Origin of the sequence: Acinetobacter lwoffii, assembly GCF_029024105.1 — a bacterium.
In the GTDB taxonomy this organism is placed as follows: domain Bacteria; phylum Pseudomonadota; class Gammaproteobacteria; order Pseudomonadales; family Moraxellaceae; genus Acinetobacter; species Acinetobacter lwoffii.
Map to the genome: position 1 here is coordinate 890,710 of NZ_CP118963.1, position 19,666 is coordinate 910,375.

Annotated in this window: 15 protein-coding genes and 2 tRNA genes; 8 read left to right on the forward strand and 9 right to left on the reverse strand. The window is 43.7% G+C overall.

Annotated features, from left to right (window positions below; genetic code table 11):
- The first annotated feature begins 9 nt into the window (after positions 1-9).
- Entirely contained in the window at positions 10-591 is a 582-nt protein-coding gene (locus PYW33_RS04190; RefSeq protein WP_004645744.1) for a DUF4112 domain-containing protein, read from the forward strand.
- An 81-nt stretch (positions 592-672) separates the two neighbouring features.
- Here the strand turns inward: PYW33_RS04190 and htpX are convergent, their stop codons facing one another.
- Both htpX and PYW33_RS04200 read right to left on the reverse strand, forming a co-directional pair.
- Positions 673-1,578, reverse strand: a complete 906-nt coding sequence (gene htpX / locus PYW33_RS04195) for a protease HtpX (RefSeq protein ID WP_004280540.1) — start codon at positions 1,576-1,578, stop codon at positions 673-675.
- Between the two features lie 176 nt (positions 1,579-1,754).
- Entirely contained in the window at positions 1,755-2,627 is an 873-nt protein-coding gene (locus tag PYW33_RS04200; RefSeq protein ID WP_004645743.1) for a lytic transglycosylase domain-containing protein, read from the reverse strand.
- Positions 2,628-3,126: 499 nt separating this feature from the next.
- On the opposite strand from PYW33_RS04200, the gene ttcA reads away from it, so the two are divergent.
- Complete coding sequence (ttcA, locus tag PYW33_RS04205) at positions 3,127-4,053, forward strand: tRNA 2-thiocytidine(32) synthetase TtcA (RefSeq protein WP_004280538.1); 927 nt, start codon at positions 3,127-3,129, stop codon at positions 4,051-4,053.
- Between the two features lie 206 nt (positions 4,054-4,259).
- Positions 4,260-4,646 (forward strand): SCP2 sterol-binding domain-containing protein, encoded by a 387-nt coding sequence (locus PYW33_RS04210; RefSeq protein ID WP_004280536.1) that lies wholly within the window; start codon positions 4,260-4,262, stop codon positions 4,644-4,646.
- Between the two features lie 93 nt (positions 4,647-4,739).
- On the opposite strand, the gene PYW33_RS04215 is transcribed toward PYW33_RS04210, so the two are convergent.
- Entirely contained in the window at positions 4,740-5,855 is a 1,116-nt protein-coding gene (locus PYW33_RS04215) for an MltF family protein (RefSeq protein WP_004645742.1), read from the reverse strand.
- A gap of 362 nt (positions 5,856-6,217) precedes the next feature.
- On the opposite strand from PYW33_RS04215, the gene greB reads away from it, so the two are divergent.
- The 5 genes from greB (at position 6,218) to epmA (ending at position 9,472) form a co-directional block, all read left to right on the forward strand.
- The gene (gene greB / locus PYW33_RS04220; RefSeq protein WP_004645740.1) at positions 6,218-6,712 is read left to right on the forward strand and encodes a transcription elongation factor GreB; all 495 of its coding nucleotides are present in this window, start codon (positions 6,218-6,220) and stop codon (positions 6,710-6,712) included.
- 88 nt (positions 6,713-6,800) lie between these two features.
- Positions 6,801-6,890, forward strand: a tRNA-Ser gene (locus tag PYW33_RS04225).
- 273 nt (positions 6,891-7,163) lie between these two features.
- Positions 7,164-7,253, forward strand: a tRNA-Ser gene (locus PYW33_RS04230).
- Between the two features lie 180 nt (positions 7,254-7,433).
- Positions 7,434-8,501: a 4-phosphoerythronate dehydrogenase gene (locus PYW33_RS04235; protein ID WP_004645739.1), complete on the forward strand. Its 1,068-nt coding sequence runs from the start codon at positions 7,434-7,436 to the stop codon at positions 8,499-8,501.
- Complete coding sequence (gene epmA / locus PYW33_RS04240) at positions 8,498-9,472, forward strand: EF-P lysine aminoacylase EpmA (protein WP_004645738.1); 975 nt, start codon at positions 8,498-8,500, stop codon at positions 9,470-9,472. Before PYW33_RS04235 ends, epmA begins: the two co-directional genes overlap by 4 nt.
- Positions 9,473-9,555: 83 nt before the next feature.
- Here epmA and PYW33_RS04245 read toward each other — a convergent pair whose 3' ends face one another.
- The 6 genes from PYW33_RS04245 to ahcY all read right to left on the reverse strand — a co-directional run bounded on the left by PYW33_RS04245 (position 9,556) and on the right by ahcY (position 19,508).
- Positions 9,556-10,791 (reverse strand): multifunctional CCA addition/repair protein, encoded by a 1,236-nt coding sequence (locus tag PYW33_RS04245; protein WP_004645737.1) that lies wholly within the window; start codon positions 10,789-10,791, stop codon positions 9,556-9,558.
- A gap of 94 nt (positions 10,792-10,885) precedes the next feature.
- The gene (locus PYW33_RS04250) at positions 10,886-13,165 is read right to left on the reverse strand and encodes an NADP-dependent malic enzyme (RefSeq protein ID WP_004645736.1); all 2,280 of its coding nucleotides are present in this window, start codon (positions 13,163-13,165) and stop codon (positions 10,886-10,888) included.
- 140 nt (positions 13,166-13,305) lie between these two features.
- A complete protein-coding gene (locus PYW33_RS04255; RefSeq protein ID WP_004645735.1) occupies positions 13,306-16,182 on the reverse strand; it encodes a putative bifunctional diguanylate cyclase/phosphodiesterase in 2,877 nt (958 codons plus the stop codon).
- A 176-nt stretch (positions 16,183-16,358) separates the two neighbouring features.
- Positions 16,359-17,069 carry a 16S rRNA (uracil(1498)-N(3))-methyltransferase gene (locus tag PYW33_RS04260; RefSeq protein ID WP_004645734.1) on the reverse strand — a complete coding sequence of 237 codons (711 nt, stop codon included), beginning with the start codon at positions 17,067-17,069 and terminating at the stop codon, positions 16,359-16,361.
- Between the two features lie 37 nt (positions 17,070-17,106).
- Positions 17,107-17,943, reverse strand: a complete 837-nt coding sequence (gene metF / locus PYW33_RS04265) for a methylenetetrahydrofolate reductase [NAD(P)H] (protein WP_004645732.1) — start codon at positions 17,941-17,943, stop codon at positions 17,107-17,109.
- Between the two features lie 182 nt (positions 17,944-18,125).
- Entirely contained in the window at positions 18,126-19,508 is a 1,383-nt protein-coding gene (gene ahcY, locus PYW33_RS04270) for an adenosylhomocysteinase (protein ID WP_004645731.1), read from the reverse strand.
- Positions 19,509-19,666: the final 158 nt, after the last annotated feature.

Here is a 19,666-nt window from a genome sequence, read left to right on the forward strand (position 1 = left end):
GAATAACCTATGCCTGAGTCTGGACAAAAACCAAAACTAAGCCAACAAGAGGTGATACGTCTGGAACGTGATCTGGCCAAGTTTGCCAATATAATGGATTCCGTAGTACGTATTCCGTTTACCAAGCAAGGAGTAGGGGCAGACGCGGCTTTGAGTACGATTCCGGTTGCTGGAGATATTGCCGGTTTTATATTGACCTGTTATGCCATTCATAAGGCCAAACAGATCGGGGTGCCGAGTGCCAAACTCAATCCAGTGATAAAGATGGCGGCGATCGATGCGGTAGTAGGATTTATTCCGGTGGCGGGCACAGTCTTTGATATTTTTATTCGGCCCAGTCGCAAAGCGCTCGATGTCGTGCACCTGCATATTCGCGAGGAATATCAGATTAATAGCGATCGACATGTGGTGCATCCATTTTTGCATGAAAATCTGGAACGCAAAAAACAGCAATCTGGATTCTGGCGCAATCCTGTGGTGGCCTGGATCTGGATTCATATCCCTGATATTTTAGGCACTTTATTCCTGATTCTATTTGTCTTCGCGATCGGGTGGGGTGCTATGGCGCTGTATCAATGGTTCAGCCAATGATAGGTCAGCTAAAGAATAATTAAATCCAATAAAAAAAGCCTACAATTGCAGGCTTTTCTTGAATCAAAACTAAAGTTTTACTTAAGCACAATCTAGTTGTTGCAATGCAGCGACACGCTGTTCGATGCTTGGATGCGTCTGGAACAATGCAGCAAGGCTAAAGCCTTCTTCTTTACCCGCAGAAATCGCAAATGCTTTCATTTCTTTCGGCATGGCATCTGGCATTTCAGATTCTGCCTGTAAGCGCAGTAATGCTGAAATCATGGCTTGTTTACCTGCCAGACGTGCACCTGCTTCATCAGCACGGTATTCACGGTGACGAGAGAACCACATCACAATCGACGACGCCAAAATACCGAATACGATATCCAGCACAATAGTAATCACGAAATAGGCAATACCCGGGGCTTCACCTTCTTCACGACCAAAGACATTGCGGTCAATAAAATCGCCCGCGACACGTGCGAAGAACATCACGAAGGCGTTCACAACACCTTGGATCAGTGCCAGAGTGACCATGTCACCATTGGCGACGTGACCAATCTCATGCGCCAATACTGCACGAAGTTCGTCTTTGTTCATACGCTCAAGCAAGCCGGTTGATACCGCAACGAGAGCATCGTTTTTGTTCCAGCCAGTGGCAAAGGCATTCGACTGGTAAGAGGGGAAAATACCCACTTCCGGCATTTTAATGCCTGCACGCTGAGAAAGTTGTGCAACTTCTTGGAGCAACCAGGCTTCAGCTTGGTTACGAGGTGCATTCGGGTCAATCAGTTCAGTACCCGTGGTCTTTTTCGCCATCCATTTAGACATGAACAGGGAAATCATTGAGCCGACCATACCGAACACAAAACAGATGACCAACAGGTTGCCTAGATTCAAGCCACCTGCGCCATGGTAACTACCGACACCGAAGAGTGACAAGATAATGCCAGCTACAACCAGTACCGCGAGGTTGGTTAGCAAGAACAAACCAATCCGCATCATTGAGAAATCCTCTTATTACAGAAAAATAATCTGATTATTAAATGTAAATCATTGAAATCAATATGCGGTGAAATCGAGAAGAATTCAAGGAAAAAATAGCATTTGGCTACAAAAAACACAGGATATTTTTTGTGCAAATTGAAACATAGGTCTTTAAAAACAAAGCTGTTTAGGAGTTATTCACTTAAATATATTTTTGCAGATGCTGACGCATTCGCGGTGGCATATGAGCCTGCCGGTGCATCGGTGAAACTGCCATCCGCTTGAGCAATGATCTGACGCTGATATTTTGCAGCCTGAATATTGGAAGCTGTGGTGGTTTCAGTCGAATAATTGTCAGAACTGGCAATCACACGACCATTATCAGAAGATGCTGTATAGGCAGCACTAGTATTGCCAATTCCCTGAGCATATAAGTTCTGATAACGGCTGCTGACACGACGGACATAGTCCTGAGTTTCACGAAACGGTGGCACACCCTTATATTTGGCGACATTGCCTTCACCGGCATTATAGCCTGCCAGTGCCAAGGTGGTATTACCATTAAACCGTTTTAATAACCAGGCCAGATATTTGGCGCCTGCCATAATATTCTGCTGCGGGTCATAAGCGTTGCTGACATTAAAACGACGGGCAGTCGCCGGCATGAGTTGCATTAAGCCCTGTGCACCGACTGGAGAGCGTGCCTGTACATTAAAACCGGATTCGGTATGCATCACGGCTTTAATCAAGCCTTCAGACACGCCATAGGTTTGTGCTGCCTGACGAATAATCGAGTCATAGGCATTTTTATTTCTACTATAGCTAGGCAATACAGAAGCTTCACTCGAGCCCCAGTTGCTATAACTGTGAATATTGCTGTCTGGATAATAGGTTTTCTTTTCTACCTGTAGATGGTTATAGCGACTTTTCTTATTGGTCAATAAAGTACTGCCATTACTGTCACGTAACTGATAGATCGTTTGACCGGCATAAGCAAAGTGACAACAGCTTGCCAATAGCAAACCACTGATCCCATAACGCCCCAAAACATGCACATTTATTTTCATTGTTTATATTAAGTAAACACAAGCGAGAAAAATTCAATAAAGAGTTTAACAAAAAATTACGGAATGAAAAGACTTGTGCGCTGCATTTATAAACGAGTTTGTAAATGCAAGTCATTTTTTACATTTTAGCAGTAGAAAAAAAAATATGATTTAATTTAAAACCTTAGGCTTGACAGGTTTAACTAATTGATTTTTATAAATAATTAAATTGATCAAAAAATGATCAATTCAAAGAAAAGCCTTATCTTTTGAGCCGGACAAGTTGTCAAGTCTGTTTCAATCCACAAAGTTATCCACAGCTTTTGTGGACAACTGTGGAAAAGTCCAAAAGATAAGCATCTTGACTAAAAAATGAACGCAATCGTTCAATATATCAATCTAAATAAAACATGAAAATGAAACTAATAAGACATTTTCATGAAAATAAATTCTTTTGATGCGATAGCGGTCTGAATCGGCTAAAATTGCGCGGTATTTTTTTTATGGGTTAATCTCGTCTATGTACTCGCCAGTTGAGTCCGAACAAGGATTTAATTTCAAACCTGAACTGCCAACAAGCTCAGCCTACTACCGTTTGTTGAAGAAGCTTCGCCGCCAGGTCGGACATGCCATTCGTGACTTCAAGATGATTGAAGAAGGCGATAAGGTCATGGTGTGTATTTCTGGTGGTAAAGACAGTTATACCCTGTTGGATATCCTGCTACAGTTCAAGCGCATCGCACCGATCAATTTCGATGTAGTGGCTGTAAATCTGGATCAGAAACAGCCAGGCTTCCCTGAAGATGTTCTACCGCGTTATTTAGAAGAAAATAATATTCCGTATTACATTCTGGAAAAAGACACCTACAGCATTACCAAAAAACTGACGCCAGAAGGCAAAACCTATTGTGCAGTCTGTTCGCGTTTGCGTCGTGGTTCTTTATACGGTTTTGCGCAGGAAATTGGCGCGACCAAAGTTGCTTTAGGCCATCATCGTGATGATATCTTGGCGACTTTCTTCCTGAACCTGTTCCATGGCGGCAGCTTGAAAGCTATGCCACCAAAACTGTTGTCTTCAGACAAAAAGAACATTCTGATTCGCCCACTGGCCTATGTGGAAGAAAAAGACATCATCAAATATGCAGAAATGCGTCAATTTCCAATTATTCCATGTAATTTATGTGGCTCTCAGGACAACCTGCAGCGCGCAATTATCAATGACATGTTACGTGATTGGGATAAAGCACATCCAAAACGTCTGCACAGCATTTTTGGCGCATTGCAAAATGTTTCGCCATCGCAGCTGGTCGATCGTGAATTATTTGATTTTGAAGTGCTGGACAGCCAGCGTGAATTCGACTTCAAAGGCGGTGATTCAACTGAAGAAGCTGTGGAAGGCGAGAACCGTCGGATCAATATGGTCAATCTGGGCTTTGCTGCAGACTAATTTTAGAACGTGTAGACATCAGCCTGCGGGTTGATGTCTGCTTATAAACATAAATAAAAATAGAACTACAAAAATTGAACGGCGCGTACAAAATTCGTTAGCCTTTGCGCTAATGATCATGATATAACAAAGCACAAGCATAATAGCTTCAACATGATGTCGTCTGGATAGTCGACACAAATGAACAAATAATTTGAGGAAAGATCATGCCTGCTTTTTTAACTGATGATTGGTTTTCAACTGTAGAAACTCTAACTGCGCAAGCTGGCGATTTGAATTTGCCACCAGCTTTGGCGAACCTTGCGATTAATTTGGTTGTAGCGGACACTACAGGTAATACTGAACTATCTTTAGATGGTGGGGCAATCAAAAAAGGTTTGTCTTCAAATGCCAAAACTACGCTGAATATGGATGGCGAAACTCTACGTAAAGTTTTTCTAGAGTTTGATATGGCTGCTGCGATGCAGGCCTTCATGACAGGTAAAATCAAAGTACAGGGTGATATGTCACAATTGATGGCACTTCAAACTGCAAAACCAAGTCAGGAACAAAAAGATTTGTTCAAGAAAGTACTTGAAAATACCACGGCTTAATTCTGCTAAGACATTCGCCCGAATAAAGACCAAAAAAGCTTACCCTGAGGTAAGCTTTTTTTATGGCATTTTGATTAACGCTAAGATTTCAGCTTAGATATTCACCAATTGCGGTGTAGTCTTGATATGCTCCAGATAAGCACGAATACGGGTTACATATTGCACCGCTTGACGGTAACGACCATTATTGGCCTTATTCTGATCCAGATAGGCATATAAGTTCACCCAGTTATTCGGGTTCTTGCCTTGCGACTGAATGCGCTTTTGCAACTGATTCACTGCACCTGGGCCCATATTATAAGCTACCAGTGCAAACCAGTTTCGATCTGGAAAAGGAATATGCTCATAGCGACTAAGCATTTGATCATAATACTTGGCGCCACCCTGAATGCTTTGAGCCGGATCGGTACGGTTACTCACACCCATGGCTTTGGCTGTACTGTTGGTCAGCATCATCAAACCACGCACACCCGTCGGAGAAACTGAATTCGGTTTCAGATAAGATTCCTGATAACCAATGGCCGCCAGTAAATGCCAATCCAGATTATACTGCTGAGCTGTCTGTTTAAAGCTCGCTTCATAGATCGGCAGACGGTTGTTCAAATCACGTTGAATGGTGGTCCAGGATTCCTCTTTCACCACATTCTGATTATAAAATGAAGCAAGCTGCTTCATGGCACCACTTTGTTTGCCTTTGCAGACAAAAGCACTGGCCGTCTGGCTCAAAGGATCTGTAGCAGATTTAAACACTAGATTTAAATTGGTATTCAAGCCATTACTTGACAGAATCGATTCATCGCCACAAGTGGCCGAGAATGACGTCAAACGCTTGTTTTCAATGGTGCGTATATCGGTAGTCGTCATGGCCAGATTGGCTTTACCCTGAGCAACCCATTGTAGTGCCGTATTATTATCAGGAACGATTTTAAAATCGAGCTTTACATTCAGATTGTTAGCATAGTTACGAACCAGATCATAACCGAAGCCATGTAGATGTTGTCCATCCTGGAATACGGTAGTCGGATTTTCAACCGCAACCACGGTCAACTTATTGCTATTGACCACATGATCAAACTGAAGTGTGGTCTTACTTGCATTGATACTGTGTAGGGGAATAAATGCAGTGCTCAGTACAAGTGCTTTCAAAGGGAGAGAAGAAATTACAGATCTTAGGCAAAGCCTCGACCCAGTGGATGAACTACTGTGCATGTTGTCTCCGCTACAAGTAATTTATGCCCTAAAAATCACAGCCAACAAAGCCAGAAATTTTAACAGTTTGATAAATTCAATAAGGGTTGGGCAGTCATGACGTCATTCAAAATGACAAGAGATTTAAAGATAATTATGTAGAAAAACTACATAGATTAAAAAGTAAGCATTTCCGGAAGTTGCTGGCATATTAATGATCTAAAAAACGATTGTCAAATTTTGTACACAAATTATTTTTAAAAATAATTTTAAGATACTGAAATATAAAGTTAATTTTTTTGGAATTTTGCCATTGTGTTAAAATGGTAAATAAAATAAGCTGTTTGTAAGTTAAAACACTGAAAATATGATCAGCAAGACGTATGAAATCCAACTTAATCACCCGTGCTGGACACGATAAATTGGTGGCAGAACTTAAGAATCTCTGGCATGAAGAGCGCCCTGAAATTACCAAAAAAGTAAACTGGGCCGCTAGTCTCGGCGACCGTTCTGAAAATGCAGACTACCAATATAACAAGCAAATTTTGCGTAAAATTGATCGACGGGTCAGGTATCTCGGCAAGCGCCTCGAAGAGCTGAAAATTATAGATTTTTCCCCGGAGCAAGAGGGCAAGGTCTATTTTGGTGCCTGGGTGGACATTGAAAATGAAGAAGGTGAACAAAAAACTTTACGTATTGTCGGTGTAGATGAAATTTATGATCATCATCCGCAGCATATTTCGATCAGTTCACCGATGGCACGCGCGTTATTAGGCAAGCAGGTCGATGATGAGGCCGAGGTATTGACCCCCTCCGGCAAGAAACTTTGGTTCATCAACTCAATTCGTTATGAAAAGCCAGAAAATTCAGCAGATTAATGTAATTGATTTTATTTTGTGCAGTTGATGCAGTGAAAGCATAAAAATATTTGCCAAGCATGATTTTTGTTTATATCATGTCGGCCATGGAAGCGTGGCAGAGCGGTTTAATGCACCGGTCTTGAAAACCGACGAGGGTGTGAGTCCTCCGTGAGTTCGAATCTCACCGCTTCCGCCAAATTTTAAAAACCCAGTCAATTTGACTGGGTTTTTTTATGTCTGAATATTTTTTCAGTTGTTGATCCGCTTGATGCTGAATGTGATTATTTCTCTCATTATTCTCTACTGAGTTAAATACAACTCAAGATCATTTCAAGATTCAAATCTTTGAATGAAAATGCCCAGGTTGGCTTTGATTTCGGATGATTTTTAGCTGAATAAGCCGCTTTTTATAGAAGTTTCGCTAAATTTTATTGCCAAAAATCTAATTTATTTATATGATGGCGGCCAAGGAAGCGTGGCAGAGCGGTTTAATGCACCGGTCTTGAAAACCGACGAGGGTGTGAGTCCTCCGTGAGTTCGAATCTCACCGCTTCCGCCAAATTTTTAAAACCCCAGTCGAAAGATTGGGGTTTTTCTTTTTAGGCTGCAGATCTTGAATATTAAATTCTTCAGTCCTGAACTTAATTCATAAAATCTTGAAAAATGGACGTATCGGCCAAATATAGAGTCAGAGGCGTCAACGCGCTATTATACGCCCAAGCATCATATGGATCTCATTATGAAAATTGTCGCAGATGAAAATCTGGCATTTACCGATTATTTCTTTTCCGAATTTGGTGACATTCAACATTGTGCAGGGCGAACCTTAAGCGCAGATGATGTCAAAGATGCCGATAGCTTGCTGGTACGTTCAGTGACTCAGGTCAATGAAGTACTGCTACAGAATAGTTCGATCAAATTTGTGGGCAGTGCCACCATTGGTACAGATCATTTGGATATTGCTGCATTAGAACAACATGGGATTCAGTGGAGTAATGCAGCCGGCTGTAATGCGCAAGCAGTGGCTGAATATGTCATTACCGCATTATTGCAGGTACGTCCTGAATTACTCGATGCCAATACGACATTTACCCTGGGTATTGTCGGTTTGGGTAATGTCGGAACCCGACTGGCTTATATGGCGAAGCTCTTGGGCTGGCGCGTGATCGGTTGCGATCCTTTTGTGCAAAGAGAGCAGGTTGATCAAGTCGAATTTCATGAACTGCTGCAGCAGGCGGACGCCGTTTCAATTCATGTCCCTTTAACCAAAACAGGCATATATCCAACCTATCATTTATTTAATGCTACTGCGTTGGCAAAAATGCAGCCTGACGCGATCCTGATTAACTCAGCGCGTGGGCCAGTGATTGAAGAAACTGCCTTAATTCAAGATATTAAAGCGACACAACGCCCCGTAATTTTGGATGTTTTTGAACACGAACCGCTGATTTCAGCAGAACTTCTGGATCTGGTGACTTTGGTGACTCCGCATATTGCCGGCTATAGCCTGGAAGGCAAGGCACGTGGTACCCAGATGATTTACGAAGCTTTTTGTCAAACTTTCGGTTTTGCAGCCAATAAACAGTTTGAATCCCAGCTGCCTATCTGTGAGCAGTTTTTTCAGGGGCAGGATTTAAAAATGGCATTGCAACAGCATTTATCCCAAATTTATGACATTGCTCGTGATGATGCCAATCTACGTGCCTGTCTCAAAGAAGGCAAAATCGATCAGCAGGCATTTGATCATTTACGTAAAACCTATCCGCTGCGTCGTGAGTGGGCAGCACATGGTGGGCCGAAGGCATGACGATGACGTATCAACCCACTTGTGACCTTCAAGCCATGCGTGCACGGGCGACCTTATATCGTCAAATCCGTCAATTTTTCGCTGAGCGGGATGTATTAGAGGTGGAAACACCGATTTTGTCTCAAGCCGGTGTGACCGATGTGCATTTAGCCTCGGTACAGGCACAGCGCCATGTGCTGGGTAAACTGAATACGCATTATTTGCAGACCTCACCCGAATTTGCTATGAAGCGCTTATTGGCCAGTGGTAGTGGACCCATTTACCAAATCTGTAAGGTCTTCCGCAATGATGAGCATGGACGCAAGCACAATAGCGAATTCACCATGCTGGAATGGTATCGCCCGGGATTTAGCTTAAAAGATCTGATGTTTGAAGTATCGGATTTGCTGAATGTGACTTTGAAAGCACGTTTTGGCGAAATCCGTCCGACCATTCTAAGCTATAAACATGCTTTCATGGATCGTCTGGATCTCAATCCACTTCAAGCCACTTTACAGGAACTGAAAGATTGCTGCCGCCGCGTTGGACTCAATCTGGATTTAGGCGAGGATCGTCTCGGTTATATCGACCTGTTATTTTCACATATGGTTGAACCTAGTCTGGGTTTTGATACTGCAGTATTCCTGACTGATTTCCCCCCTGAAATGGCATCACTGGCCAAAACCCGAACCGATGAAGATGGTGAACTGGTCGCCGCACGTTTTGAATTGTATATCGAAGGTTTAGAATTGGCCAATGCCTATGATGAGCTGATTGATGCCGACGTATTGCGTTCGCGCTTTGAGGCGGATAATGCAGAACGGGCCAAGCTGGGCTTGCATGTCATGCCGATCGATAAATATCTATTGGCAGCTTTACCGAATATGCCGGAATGTTCTGGAATTGCCCTTGGAATTGACCGTTTGTTGATGATTGCAACCAATCAAATGAAACTGGAGCAAGTGATTACTTTTCCGGCAGATATTTCCTGATGGTACTGATCCAATATTTCTTAATTCCTTTTGTGATAAAGAGAAATTAAGCTATTAAAAAAGCACCCGAGGGTGCTTTTTTATTATTCAATCGCTACGGTTTGTTGTGCTTTGAGTTCACCGAGTGCCTGAATCCGTCGTTCAATCAGCATTTCACCAATATCCGGACCCTGAATATCGGCAGGCAGGTCTTGTGCCTTGATGGCGCGTACGGTTTGCATGGCATCGAGGACATATTGTGCTTGTGGATAAGCACGATCTTCCAGACCTAGACGGCCACGTGAATCACATTCACACGCCTGGACGAAAGCTTCGACACGTTCAGGGCGACGTAACACATCCAGACGTTGCAATAATCGCCATAAGGTTCCCGGCTTAAGATTGAAGGCCTGATGGCATTTCAGATGCTCTTTGCACACCGCCAAAGCCAGCTGCTTGGTATACGTCGGCACTTTTAAACGGTCACACAGTTCATTCACTGGCTTGATGCCACGCTCTTCATGCATGATATGTCGCGGTAATTCTTCAACCGGCGTTAAAGCTTTTCCTAAGTCATGCACTAAAACGGCAAAACGTACATCCAGGCTATAATTTTGACGACATGCCTGCTGCAAGGACATCATCGTGTGAATGCCGCAGTCAATTTCCGGATGATATTCAGGTCGTTGCGGAATGCCATATAAGGCGTCAATCTCAGGGAAGAGTACCTTTAAAGCACCACACTCGCGTAATACTTCAAAATACACATCAGCATGACGTTCGGATAATGCACGGGAAGTTTCTTTCCAGACGCGTTCCGGTGTCAAGGCATTTAATTCACCCGATTCAGTCAAGCGTTGCATTAACGCCAAAGTTTCATCGGCAATCACAAAGCCTGCACTGGTATAACGGGCAGCAAAACGGGCAATGCGTAGCACGCGTAATGGATCTTCGACAAAAGCATCGGAAACATGACGTAGAGTCCGCTTTTCCAGATCCTGTTGACCACCATAAGGATCATAAACCTGGCCGGCATCATCCATGGCCATGGCATTAATGGTCAGATCGCGACGAATCAGATCCTGCTCTAGCGTAACGCTGGCATCGGTATGAAACTCAAAACCATGATAACCGGTGCCAGATTTACGTTCGGTACGCGCCAGTGCATATTCTTCTTTTGTTTGGGGATGTAGAAAAACAGGGAAATCTTTGCCTACGGGCTGATAGCCTAAGTCAAGCATTTGCGCGGGAGTTGCACCAACAACCACATAATCTTTTTCGTGATAGGGGTGTCCGAGCAAATGATCTCGAACTGCGCCGCCTACTAAATAAACTTGCATGAAAAAACCTCTATTCTTACAAGCATCATGCTACAGAATAGAGGTTTTCTCAAGTTAAGAAACGAGGCTGATGCGTCGTTATCTTGTCATTGGCTTAAAGTGCATCTTGTTCCGCTTGCTGGATTTCTGCAACAGTCAGTGCAGTCATGTTGATGACACGGCGCGTGGTCGCAGTCGGCGTCAAAATGTGGACAGGTTTCGCAGCACCCAACAGAATTGGACCAATCGTTACGTTGTTGCCTGAAGTTGCCTTTAACAGGTTAAACGAGATATTGGCAGCATCCAGATTCGGCATGATCAGCAAGTTTGCAGAGCCTTTGAAACGTGAATTCGGGAATGCAAACTGACGAATGTTCTCATCCAGTGCAGCATCACCGTGCATTTCACCTTCAACTTCCAGCTCAGGCGCGATTTCAGACAGGATGTCATACACCTTACGCATTTTTTGCGCGCTGGCATCATGCTGGTCTGAACCGAAGCTTGAGTGAGAAAGCAGGGCAATACGTGGCGTCATACCAAAACGGCGAACTTCTTCAGCGGCTAGAATGGTCATTTCAGCCAGCTGTTCAGCTGTTGGATTGGTGTTGACATAGGTATCGGCAATGAACAAGTTACGGTCTTCAAGCATCAAGGCATTTAGGGTAAAGAAGGTGTTATGACCATCTTTCTTGCCAATGATATTGCTGACGAAGTCCAGGTGAATGTCGTAGCTTGAATACGTACCACACAGCATACCGTCTGCCATACCATGTTTCACAAGCATCGCTGCGATCAGGGTAGAGCGGCGACGTGCTTCACGCTGTGCATATTCAGGTGTTACACCCTTACGCTGCATGATATTGTAGTAATCATCCGCAAACATTTCATAGTTGGGGTTCTTTTCCTGATCAACAATCGTGATATTCACGCCATCTTCAAGACGTAGACCCAATTTTTTGATGTTGGCTTCAATTACCGCTGGGCGACCCACCAGAATTGGAATTGCCAAACCATCATCTACCGCAATTTGAACTGCGCGAAGTACACGCAGGTCTTCACCTTCCGCATAAGCAATACGTTTAGGATCAGATTTGGCTTGTTCGAAAATCGGTTTCATCATGAATGCAGAGTTGTAGACAAACTCAGACAAACGTTGACGATAATGCGAGAAATCCGTGATTGGACGTGTTGCCACGCCAGAATCCATGGCTGCTTGTGCAACAGCAGGTGCGATTTCTAGAATCAAACGTTGATCCAGTGGTCCCGGAATCAGGTATTCACGGCCAAATGATGCCGATTTTTCACCATAAGTCGCCGCATCAGCTTCAACGTGTGCCATACGCGCGATCGCGTGGACACAGGCAATTTTCATTTCTTCGTTAATGGTGGTTGCGCCAACGTCCAGCGCACCACGGAAGATGTACGGGAAGCACAGTGCGTTATTCACCTGGTTCGGATAGTCAGAACGACCAGTCGCCATGATCACGTCATCACGAACTTCATGCGCATGTTCAGGCAGAATTTCTGGATCCGGGTTCGCCAAGGCAAAGATGATCGGATCTTCAGCCATGACCTTGACCATTTCTTTGGTCAAAATGCCCGCAGCAGAAAGACCAAGGAACATGTCTGCACCTGAAATCACGTCACCAAGCTGAGTAGCTTCAATGTCTTGTACATAGGCTTTCTTAGATTCATCCAGGCCTTCGCGATGTGTAGTCAGCAGACCGCGTGAATCGGCAACGATGATGTTCTCTTTTTTAGCACCCAGAGCGCAAAGCAGATTTAAACAAGACAGTGCAGCAGCACCCGCGCCTGAAGCCACGATCTTGATGTCTTCAATTTTTTTACCGTTGATTTGTAACGCGTTGAGGAGCGCAGAACCGACAATAATCGAAGTACCGTGCTGATCATCATGGAATACTGGAATATTCATGCGTTCACGCAATTTTTGCTCGATATAGAAACACTCTGGCGCCTTGATATCTTCAAGGTTAATCCCGCCAAAAGTCGGTTCTAATGCAGCTACAATATCCACAATTTTGTCTGGATCATTTTCAGCAATTTCGATATCGAATACATCAACGCCAGCGAATTTTTTGAATAATACGCCTTTACCTTCCATCACTGGTTTAGAAGCCAAAGGACCAATATTACCCAAGCCAAGCACGGCAGTACCGTTGGTCACTACAGCAACCAGGTTGCCACGAGCCGTATACAATGCAGCAGTTGAAGGATCGCGTTCAATCTCAAGACATGGTGCAGCTACGCCAGGCGAGTAAGCAAGGGCCAAGTCACGTTGGTTGACCAATTGTTTGCTTGGTGTAACGCTGATTTTCCCCGGGGTAGGAAACTCGTGATAGTAAAGGGCCTGTTGCTTTAAAGATTGTTCGTCCATCAGTCTCTCGATCGTTGTAAAGATTACCCGGTCAGCGGGCAAAGAATTTATTTATGTTCCTGAATATACCATTTGTTAGCCAGTTCGGACAGACAAAGACGGCCGTTTTTCCAACAAACTTATTGTGGTGGGGTATGGACTTAGACTTGGGGTATATAAGTCTGATGCGTCTTGTCTCGCACTAAATAAGCGGTTGCATCCTGCTCAGGAAGCGGTTTGGAAAATAAGTAACCCTGGGCAATATCACAGTCTAAATCACGTAGATATTCTAGCTGTTCTTCAGTCTCGATCCCTTCCGCGACCACGGTCATGCCCATGGCTTTACCCATGGCCACCATGGCGCTGACAATCGCTGCCTGTTTGTTTTCCCCAATCTTGCAAACAAAACTGCGATCAATTTTTAAGGTATCAATTGGAAAATCAGCAAGATAGGAGAGAGAAGAATAACCTGTACCGAAATCATCTAGGGCAATATGAATATGTCGCTGTTTAATTTCATTCAGCAGGTTTTTGACCGCTTCCGAATTTTCAATTAAAGAAGATTCGGTAATTTCCAGCTCCAGGCTGGCGCCAGAAATATGGTTGTCTGCAATGGCTTGGTCCAGATCATCAAGTAATTGACCACGACGCAATTGCTGCGCCACGATATTGACTGATACACAAATATGATTAAAGCCCAGATCATTCCATTGGCGAATCTGTTTAGCGGCCTGCTGGATCACCAGACGGCCAATGTCTGAAATCAGGCTGGTCTGTTCCGCTAAGGGGATAAACAGCCCGGGTGCAATAATGCCTTTTTCTGGATGGTTCCAGCGAATCAGCGCTTCAAAGCCATAAATGCTTTGATCGCTAAAATTGATTTTTGGCTGATAATACACCACCAGCTCATTATTCTGGATCGCTTTACGCAAATCCCGTTCCAGGAAAACCCCTTTATTCTGTAATGAATGATTTTCACTAGAATAAAAATGAATGGTGTTGCCACCGAGATTTTTGGCTTCGTTCAATGCCTGTTCGGCGCAGTTATTTAAATAATCCAGCTGACGGCCATGATCCGGATAGAATGCCACGCCCATGGACAGGGTAATCACATGATCCTGACCGTAAATATTAAACGGTCTGCTAAAGGCCTGAGCAATGCGTTCACAATGGTGCTGAACTGAAGGGCGAATATGTGAAATTTCATAGAGAATCGCAAAATCATCACCGTTTAGATGTGCAACAAATAGCGCTTCTGCATTGGTCATCCGCAGCCGCTGCGCCACCTGGCGTAGAAGTTCATCACCGCCGTTATTGGATAGATATTCATTCAATGGGCGGAAACGGTCGATATTAAGCCGAATCACAGCCATCTCTTTAATCGAGTCTTTTTGCGAAACCAGATACTGATGTAGCTGATAGTTATAATAAAAGCGGTTCGGCAAGTCAGTCAGTGTGTCGTAATTTTCCAGATAGGACAGGCGCTGTTCCTGTAATTTACGTTCAGTCAGATCTGATACGATGCCAATATAATGGGTAATCCGGCCTTCATCATCAGTCACGGCATTAATATGCAGCCATAAGGTGGATTCTTTGCCAGACAGAAATTTGGCATAAACCTCTCCATCATAAGAGCCAATCTTTTGAATCTGTTTGACAATATTGGCCTGAAAAGTACGTTGCTGGGATTTATTTTGCACCGCAATATCAAATAAGGATTTACCGATAATTTCGTCACGCTCAAAACCGCTCAGGTATTCGTAGTGAGGATTGACATCGATATAATCTAATTCAGGATTCAGAATAAAAATGCCTTCCGCAGCCTGTTCTAGTACACTGGCCACCAGTTTTAAACGTTCTTGAGAAAGACGTTCCTGCTGAATATCACGACGGATACCGACCATGCGCAAGGGTTTTTTATTTTTAGGATCACGACTGATCACCCGGCCAATATCATGCACCCAACTCCAGCCACCTTCACTGAGCTTGATCCGGTAAGTGGCATCATAGCGTTCAATCTGGCCACGCAGATGCTGTTTCATATTGCGCTTAAAATAGTCCAGATCTTCAGGGTGAATCAGATACTGTAATTGCAGATGGTGATCTTTGGAATCGCGCAGAATCTTTTCGTCTTTATGATTGGTTAAGGTGATGCTGCGCTCTTGAATATTCCAGTCCCATGGCCGAATACCGGCAATTTCATGTGCAAGTTCTAGGTTTTGCTGCTGATTCTTCAGGTCATGATTGATCTGTTCAATATCATAGGTACGTTCCCGTACTTTTTGCTCCAGCAATTGATTGCTGAGCTGTAATTGCAGTTCAACATCTTTGGATTTATTAACTTCAGTTTTGAGTTGCTGGCACAGTTCATCAGTCCAATGCACTTGCTGTTCGGCATTTTTCACCAGAATATCATTTTCCGCATACAGGCGTGAGGTACGGCTGTGAATTCGATAACTACTCGTCGCGCACAGCAAAATCACAATCATGGCGAAATTTAAGGCCAGACCAAAAAAGGGATTGGAATGACCGACATGGTCAAGCTGCGACAGTAAAAAAGGGAATAATGACGGCAAAAAGACCAGACAAAAATAGCTCAGTTTCTGGGTCAGGTAGGTCAGGCCAAATGCTTGGCTTACAATCAGCAACAAGGCAGACAAGGTCAGTGCTTCAATATCTTCAAATGCAGGATTGGCCTGTGGCAAATAATAGTAAATCGTAAAAATACCTGCCGCGATACTGATCCCAACAGCCAGACTCTGGATCTGTAACCAGCGGTGTGCACTTTTTTGATTATAGTGTTCAGGTTTAAAATACAGCGTACTCACCAGCCAGCACATGCTGACCAGGAGTTCTGTCAGAATAAACCAGGTATTAAAATACGTATTAGACGGGCTATATTGAATGTGATAAATACAAAAAATATAAAGGCAAATTACCATTATACTGAGCAAAAAATAGCGACTATGGCGAAGCGTGTTCGCAATCTGAGCATCATGTAAATGTTGCTGAATATAGTCGTCCTGATTATCAACCATGTGATTCAATGCCTGTATTCATCCTAAACGGTTTTGTCCTTGTGCATTGTTGTTATAAAAACCCCAGGAAATGTGTGAAATTAATTAATAAGTATTTGTTATTCTTTAGTCGAGATTAGATGTCTTAAAAATAAAAATCAACAAAATTAAAGGCAAATTTTTACTCATCCGATGAACTAAAGCACATAATTTAAAATTGACAGGGCAACAACAGGAGCAGTTTCGGTACGCAGGACGCGCTCGCCGATACACCAGTTAAGAAAACCTTTTTGATTTGCGGTACTAATTTCCGCCTCACTCAGGCCACCCTCAGGGCCGATCAATAGGACAAGATCCAAGGTCGCCTCTGCCAGTACATCTGTTTCATCTTTATTGGGTGCCAAAACCAGTTTGGTGTTGGGTAGTTCAGTATCCAGCCATTTTTCAAGTGATATGGGCGCTAAAATTTTAGGCACAATATTCAGACCACATTGTTCACAAGCCGCAATAGCAATGCCTTGCCAGTGATCTAGTTTTTTCTGGTCGCGATCATACTTTAAACGCATTTCACAACGATCCGAAGTCAGCAGCTGAATTTCGGAAACGCCCAGTTCGACTGCTTTCTGAATCGCATAATCCATGCGGTCGCCTTTACTCATTACTTGACCGAGTAAAGCCTGAAACTTGGGTGTGCGATTGGCAGGACTAAATGTATTGACCGAGACGGTGGCTGATTTTTTAGCAACTTCGGTTAAAGTCACGTCATATTCGCCACCCTGTCCATTGAACAGGGTCGCGCTTTCACCGACTTGCGCGCGTAAAACTTTTACCCAATGATGAAATACAGTTTCCGTAAGCTCAAGGCTGACATCAACAGTTAAATCAGCATCTATATAAAAACGTGGCATTGATCGTTCTACTCAAAAAATCGGTGAAATAAAAGGCTTAAGCTAAACCAAGATCGGTGACCAGCTGACGGGTCGGGTCAGTAGTGTTCATGGTGTAGAAATGCAAGCTTGGCGCACCACCTGCAAGCAGACGCTCACAGAATTTAACCACAACTTCATGGCCAAAGGCTTTAATGCTAGCAGTATCGTCACCATAGGTTGCCAGTTGCTTGCGAATCCAGCGTGGAATCTCAGCGCCGGTACCATCAGCAAAGCGAATCAGGTTGCTGGCATTGGTAATTGGCATGATGCCTGGCGCAACTGGAATATCGATTCCTGCTTTCTGGATGCGATCTACAAAGTAGAAATAAGCATCTGGATTGAAGAAGAACTGGGTTAATGCCGCATTGGCACCCGCATTAACTTTATCAACAAAGTGCTGAATGTCTTTGTCAAAGCTTTCAGCCTGAGGATGCATTTCCGGATAAGCTGCGACTTCAATCTTGAAATGATCGCCTGAATGTTCACGGATAAAGCGAACCAGATCAGCTGCATAAGGTAATTCACCCAAACCGACCTGACCAGAAGGCAAGTCACCACGCAGGGCAACAATGCGGTCAATACCTTGAGATTTGTACAGGTCTAGAAGTTCAGCAATACGTGCTTTGTCATCGCCAATACAAGACAGGTGAGGGGCAACAGGTGCGCCTTTGCCATTAAAGTCATTGATGGTAGACAGGGTGCGTTCACGGGTCGAACCACCAGCACCATAGGTCACAGAGAAGAACTCTGGATTTAAGAGTTGTAGCTCTTGATGCACAACTTTGAGTTTTTCCGCACCTACATCAGTTTTGGTTGGGAAGAATTCAAATGAAATTGGAATCTGTTTAGACATGTTCAAATCCTTTTTATAAATACTTTTTAATTAGTTTTACCTCTCCTAAATCCTCTCTTGCGCTGAGCTTCAAAGCAGTGCTTTAAGCACGCTCAGGAGAGGACTTACCCTCGATGACATACATTTGGTAATGAATGTTCCCTCTCCCTATGGGAGAGGGTTAGGGAGAGGGTTGAGTTTAATTAGTATTTATAAGCATCAGACTTGAATGGACCTTCAACTTGAACGCCTAAGTAATCCGCTTGTTCTTGAGTCAATTGAGTCAAGACACCACCGAAACCAGCAACCATCGCAGCAGCAACTTCTTCATCTAATTTCTTAGGAAGAAGTTCTACACGAATTTGTGCAGCTTTTTCAGATTCTGGAAGATCAGCAAATTTCTCAGCGAATAAATGCATTTGACCCAATACCTGGTTGGCAAATGAACCATCCATAATACGTGATGGGTGACCAGTCGCATTACCAAGGTTCACCAAACGGCCTTCAGAAAGAAGGATCAGGTAATCATTTTCATTTTCTGAACGATACACCTGGTGTACTTGAGGTTTAACTTCAACCCACTTGTAGCCACGTAGGTAAGCTGTATCAATTTCAGTATCAAAGTGACCGATGTTACAAACAACTGCGCCAGCTTTTAATGAATCAAGCATTGCAGCGTCACATACGTGGTAGTTACCTGTTGTAGTTACGATAAGGTCAGTGTTTTGAAGAAGGTCAACATTGATGTCTTCTTTCTTGCCAGTTTGCACGCCATTTTTGTATGGAGATACAACTTCATAACCGTCCATGCATGCTTGCATTGCACAGATTGGGTCAACTTCAGTTACGCGTACAATCATGCCTTCTTGACGAAGTGATTGTGCAGAACCTTTACCTACGTCACCGTAACCGATTACAAGCGCACGACGGCCAGATAAAAGCATATCTGTACCACGTTTGATTGCATCGTTCAGTGAGTGACGGCAACCGTATTTGTTGTCGTTTTTAGACTTGGTTACTGAATCGTTTACGTTGATTGCAGGAACTTTTAAAGTGCCATCACGAAGCATTTCGTACAGACGTTGAACACCTGTCGTTGTTTCTTCAGTTACACCGTGAATTTTTGCAATCACTTCTGGATATTTTTCATGAACAAGTAGCGTTAAGTCACCGCCATCGTCAAGAATCATGTTGGCATCCCAAGGCGTGCCATTTACATTGATTTGTTGTTCAAGACACCACATATATTCTTCTTCAGTTTCGCCTTTCCAAGCAAACACAGGAATGCCCGCAGCGGCGATAGCAGCAGCAGCATGGTCTTGAGTCGAGAAGATGTTACATGAAGTCCAGCGAACTTCTGCGCCTAATTCAACCAGTGTTTCAATAAGAACAGCTGTTTGAATGGTCATGTGGATACAGCCGAGAATTTTCGCGCCTGCAAGTGGTTTTGCTGCCGAGTAGCGTTTACGCAGACCCATGAGGGCTGGCATTTCAGCTTCAGCAAGTTTGATTTCTTTACGGCCGTAATCAGCAAGTGAAATATCAGCAACTTTGTAATCTGTAAATGAAGCAGTAACCGCGTTCATCAGGATCTCCTAGGAAAAAATAGATTGGATCGTTCTGTTCGCGGATGCCGTTGTTGATCAGAACGAATGTCTGACCGATGGTCGAGCCTAGCGATTTTACATTTAGTGCCTGTAAAACGTCGCAGCATCCCTCGACTAGCGCCGTATTGTACTTGGAT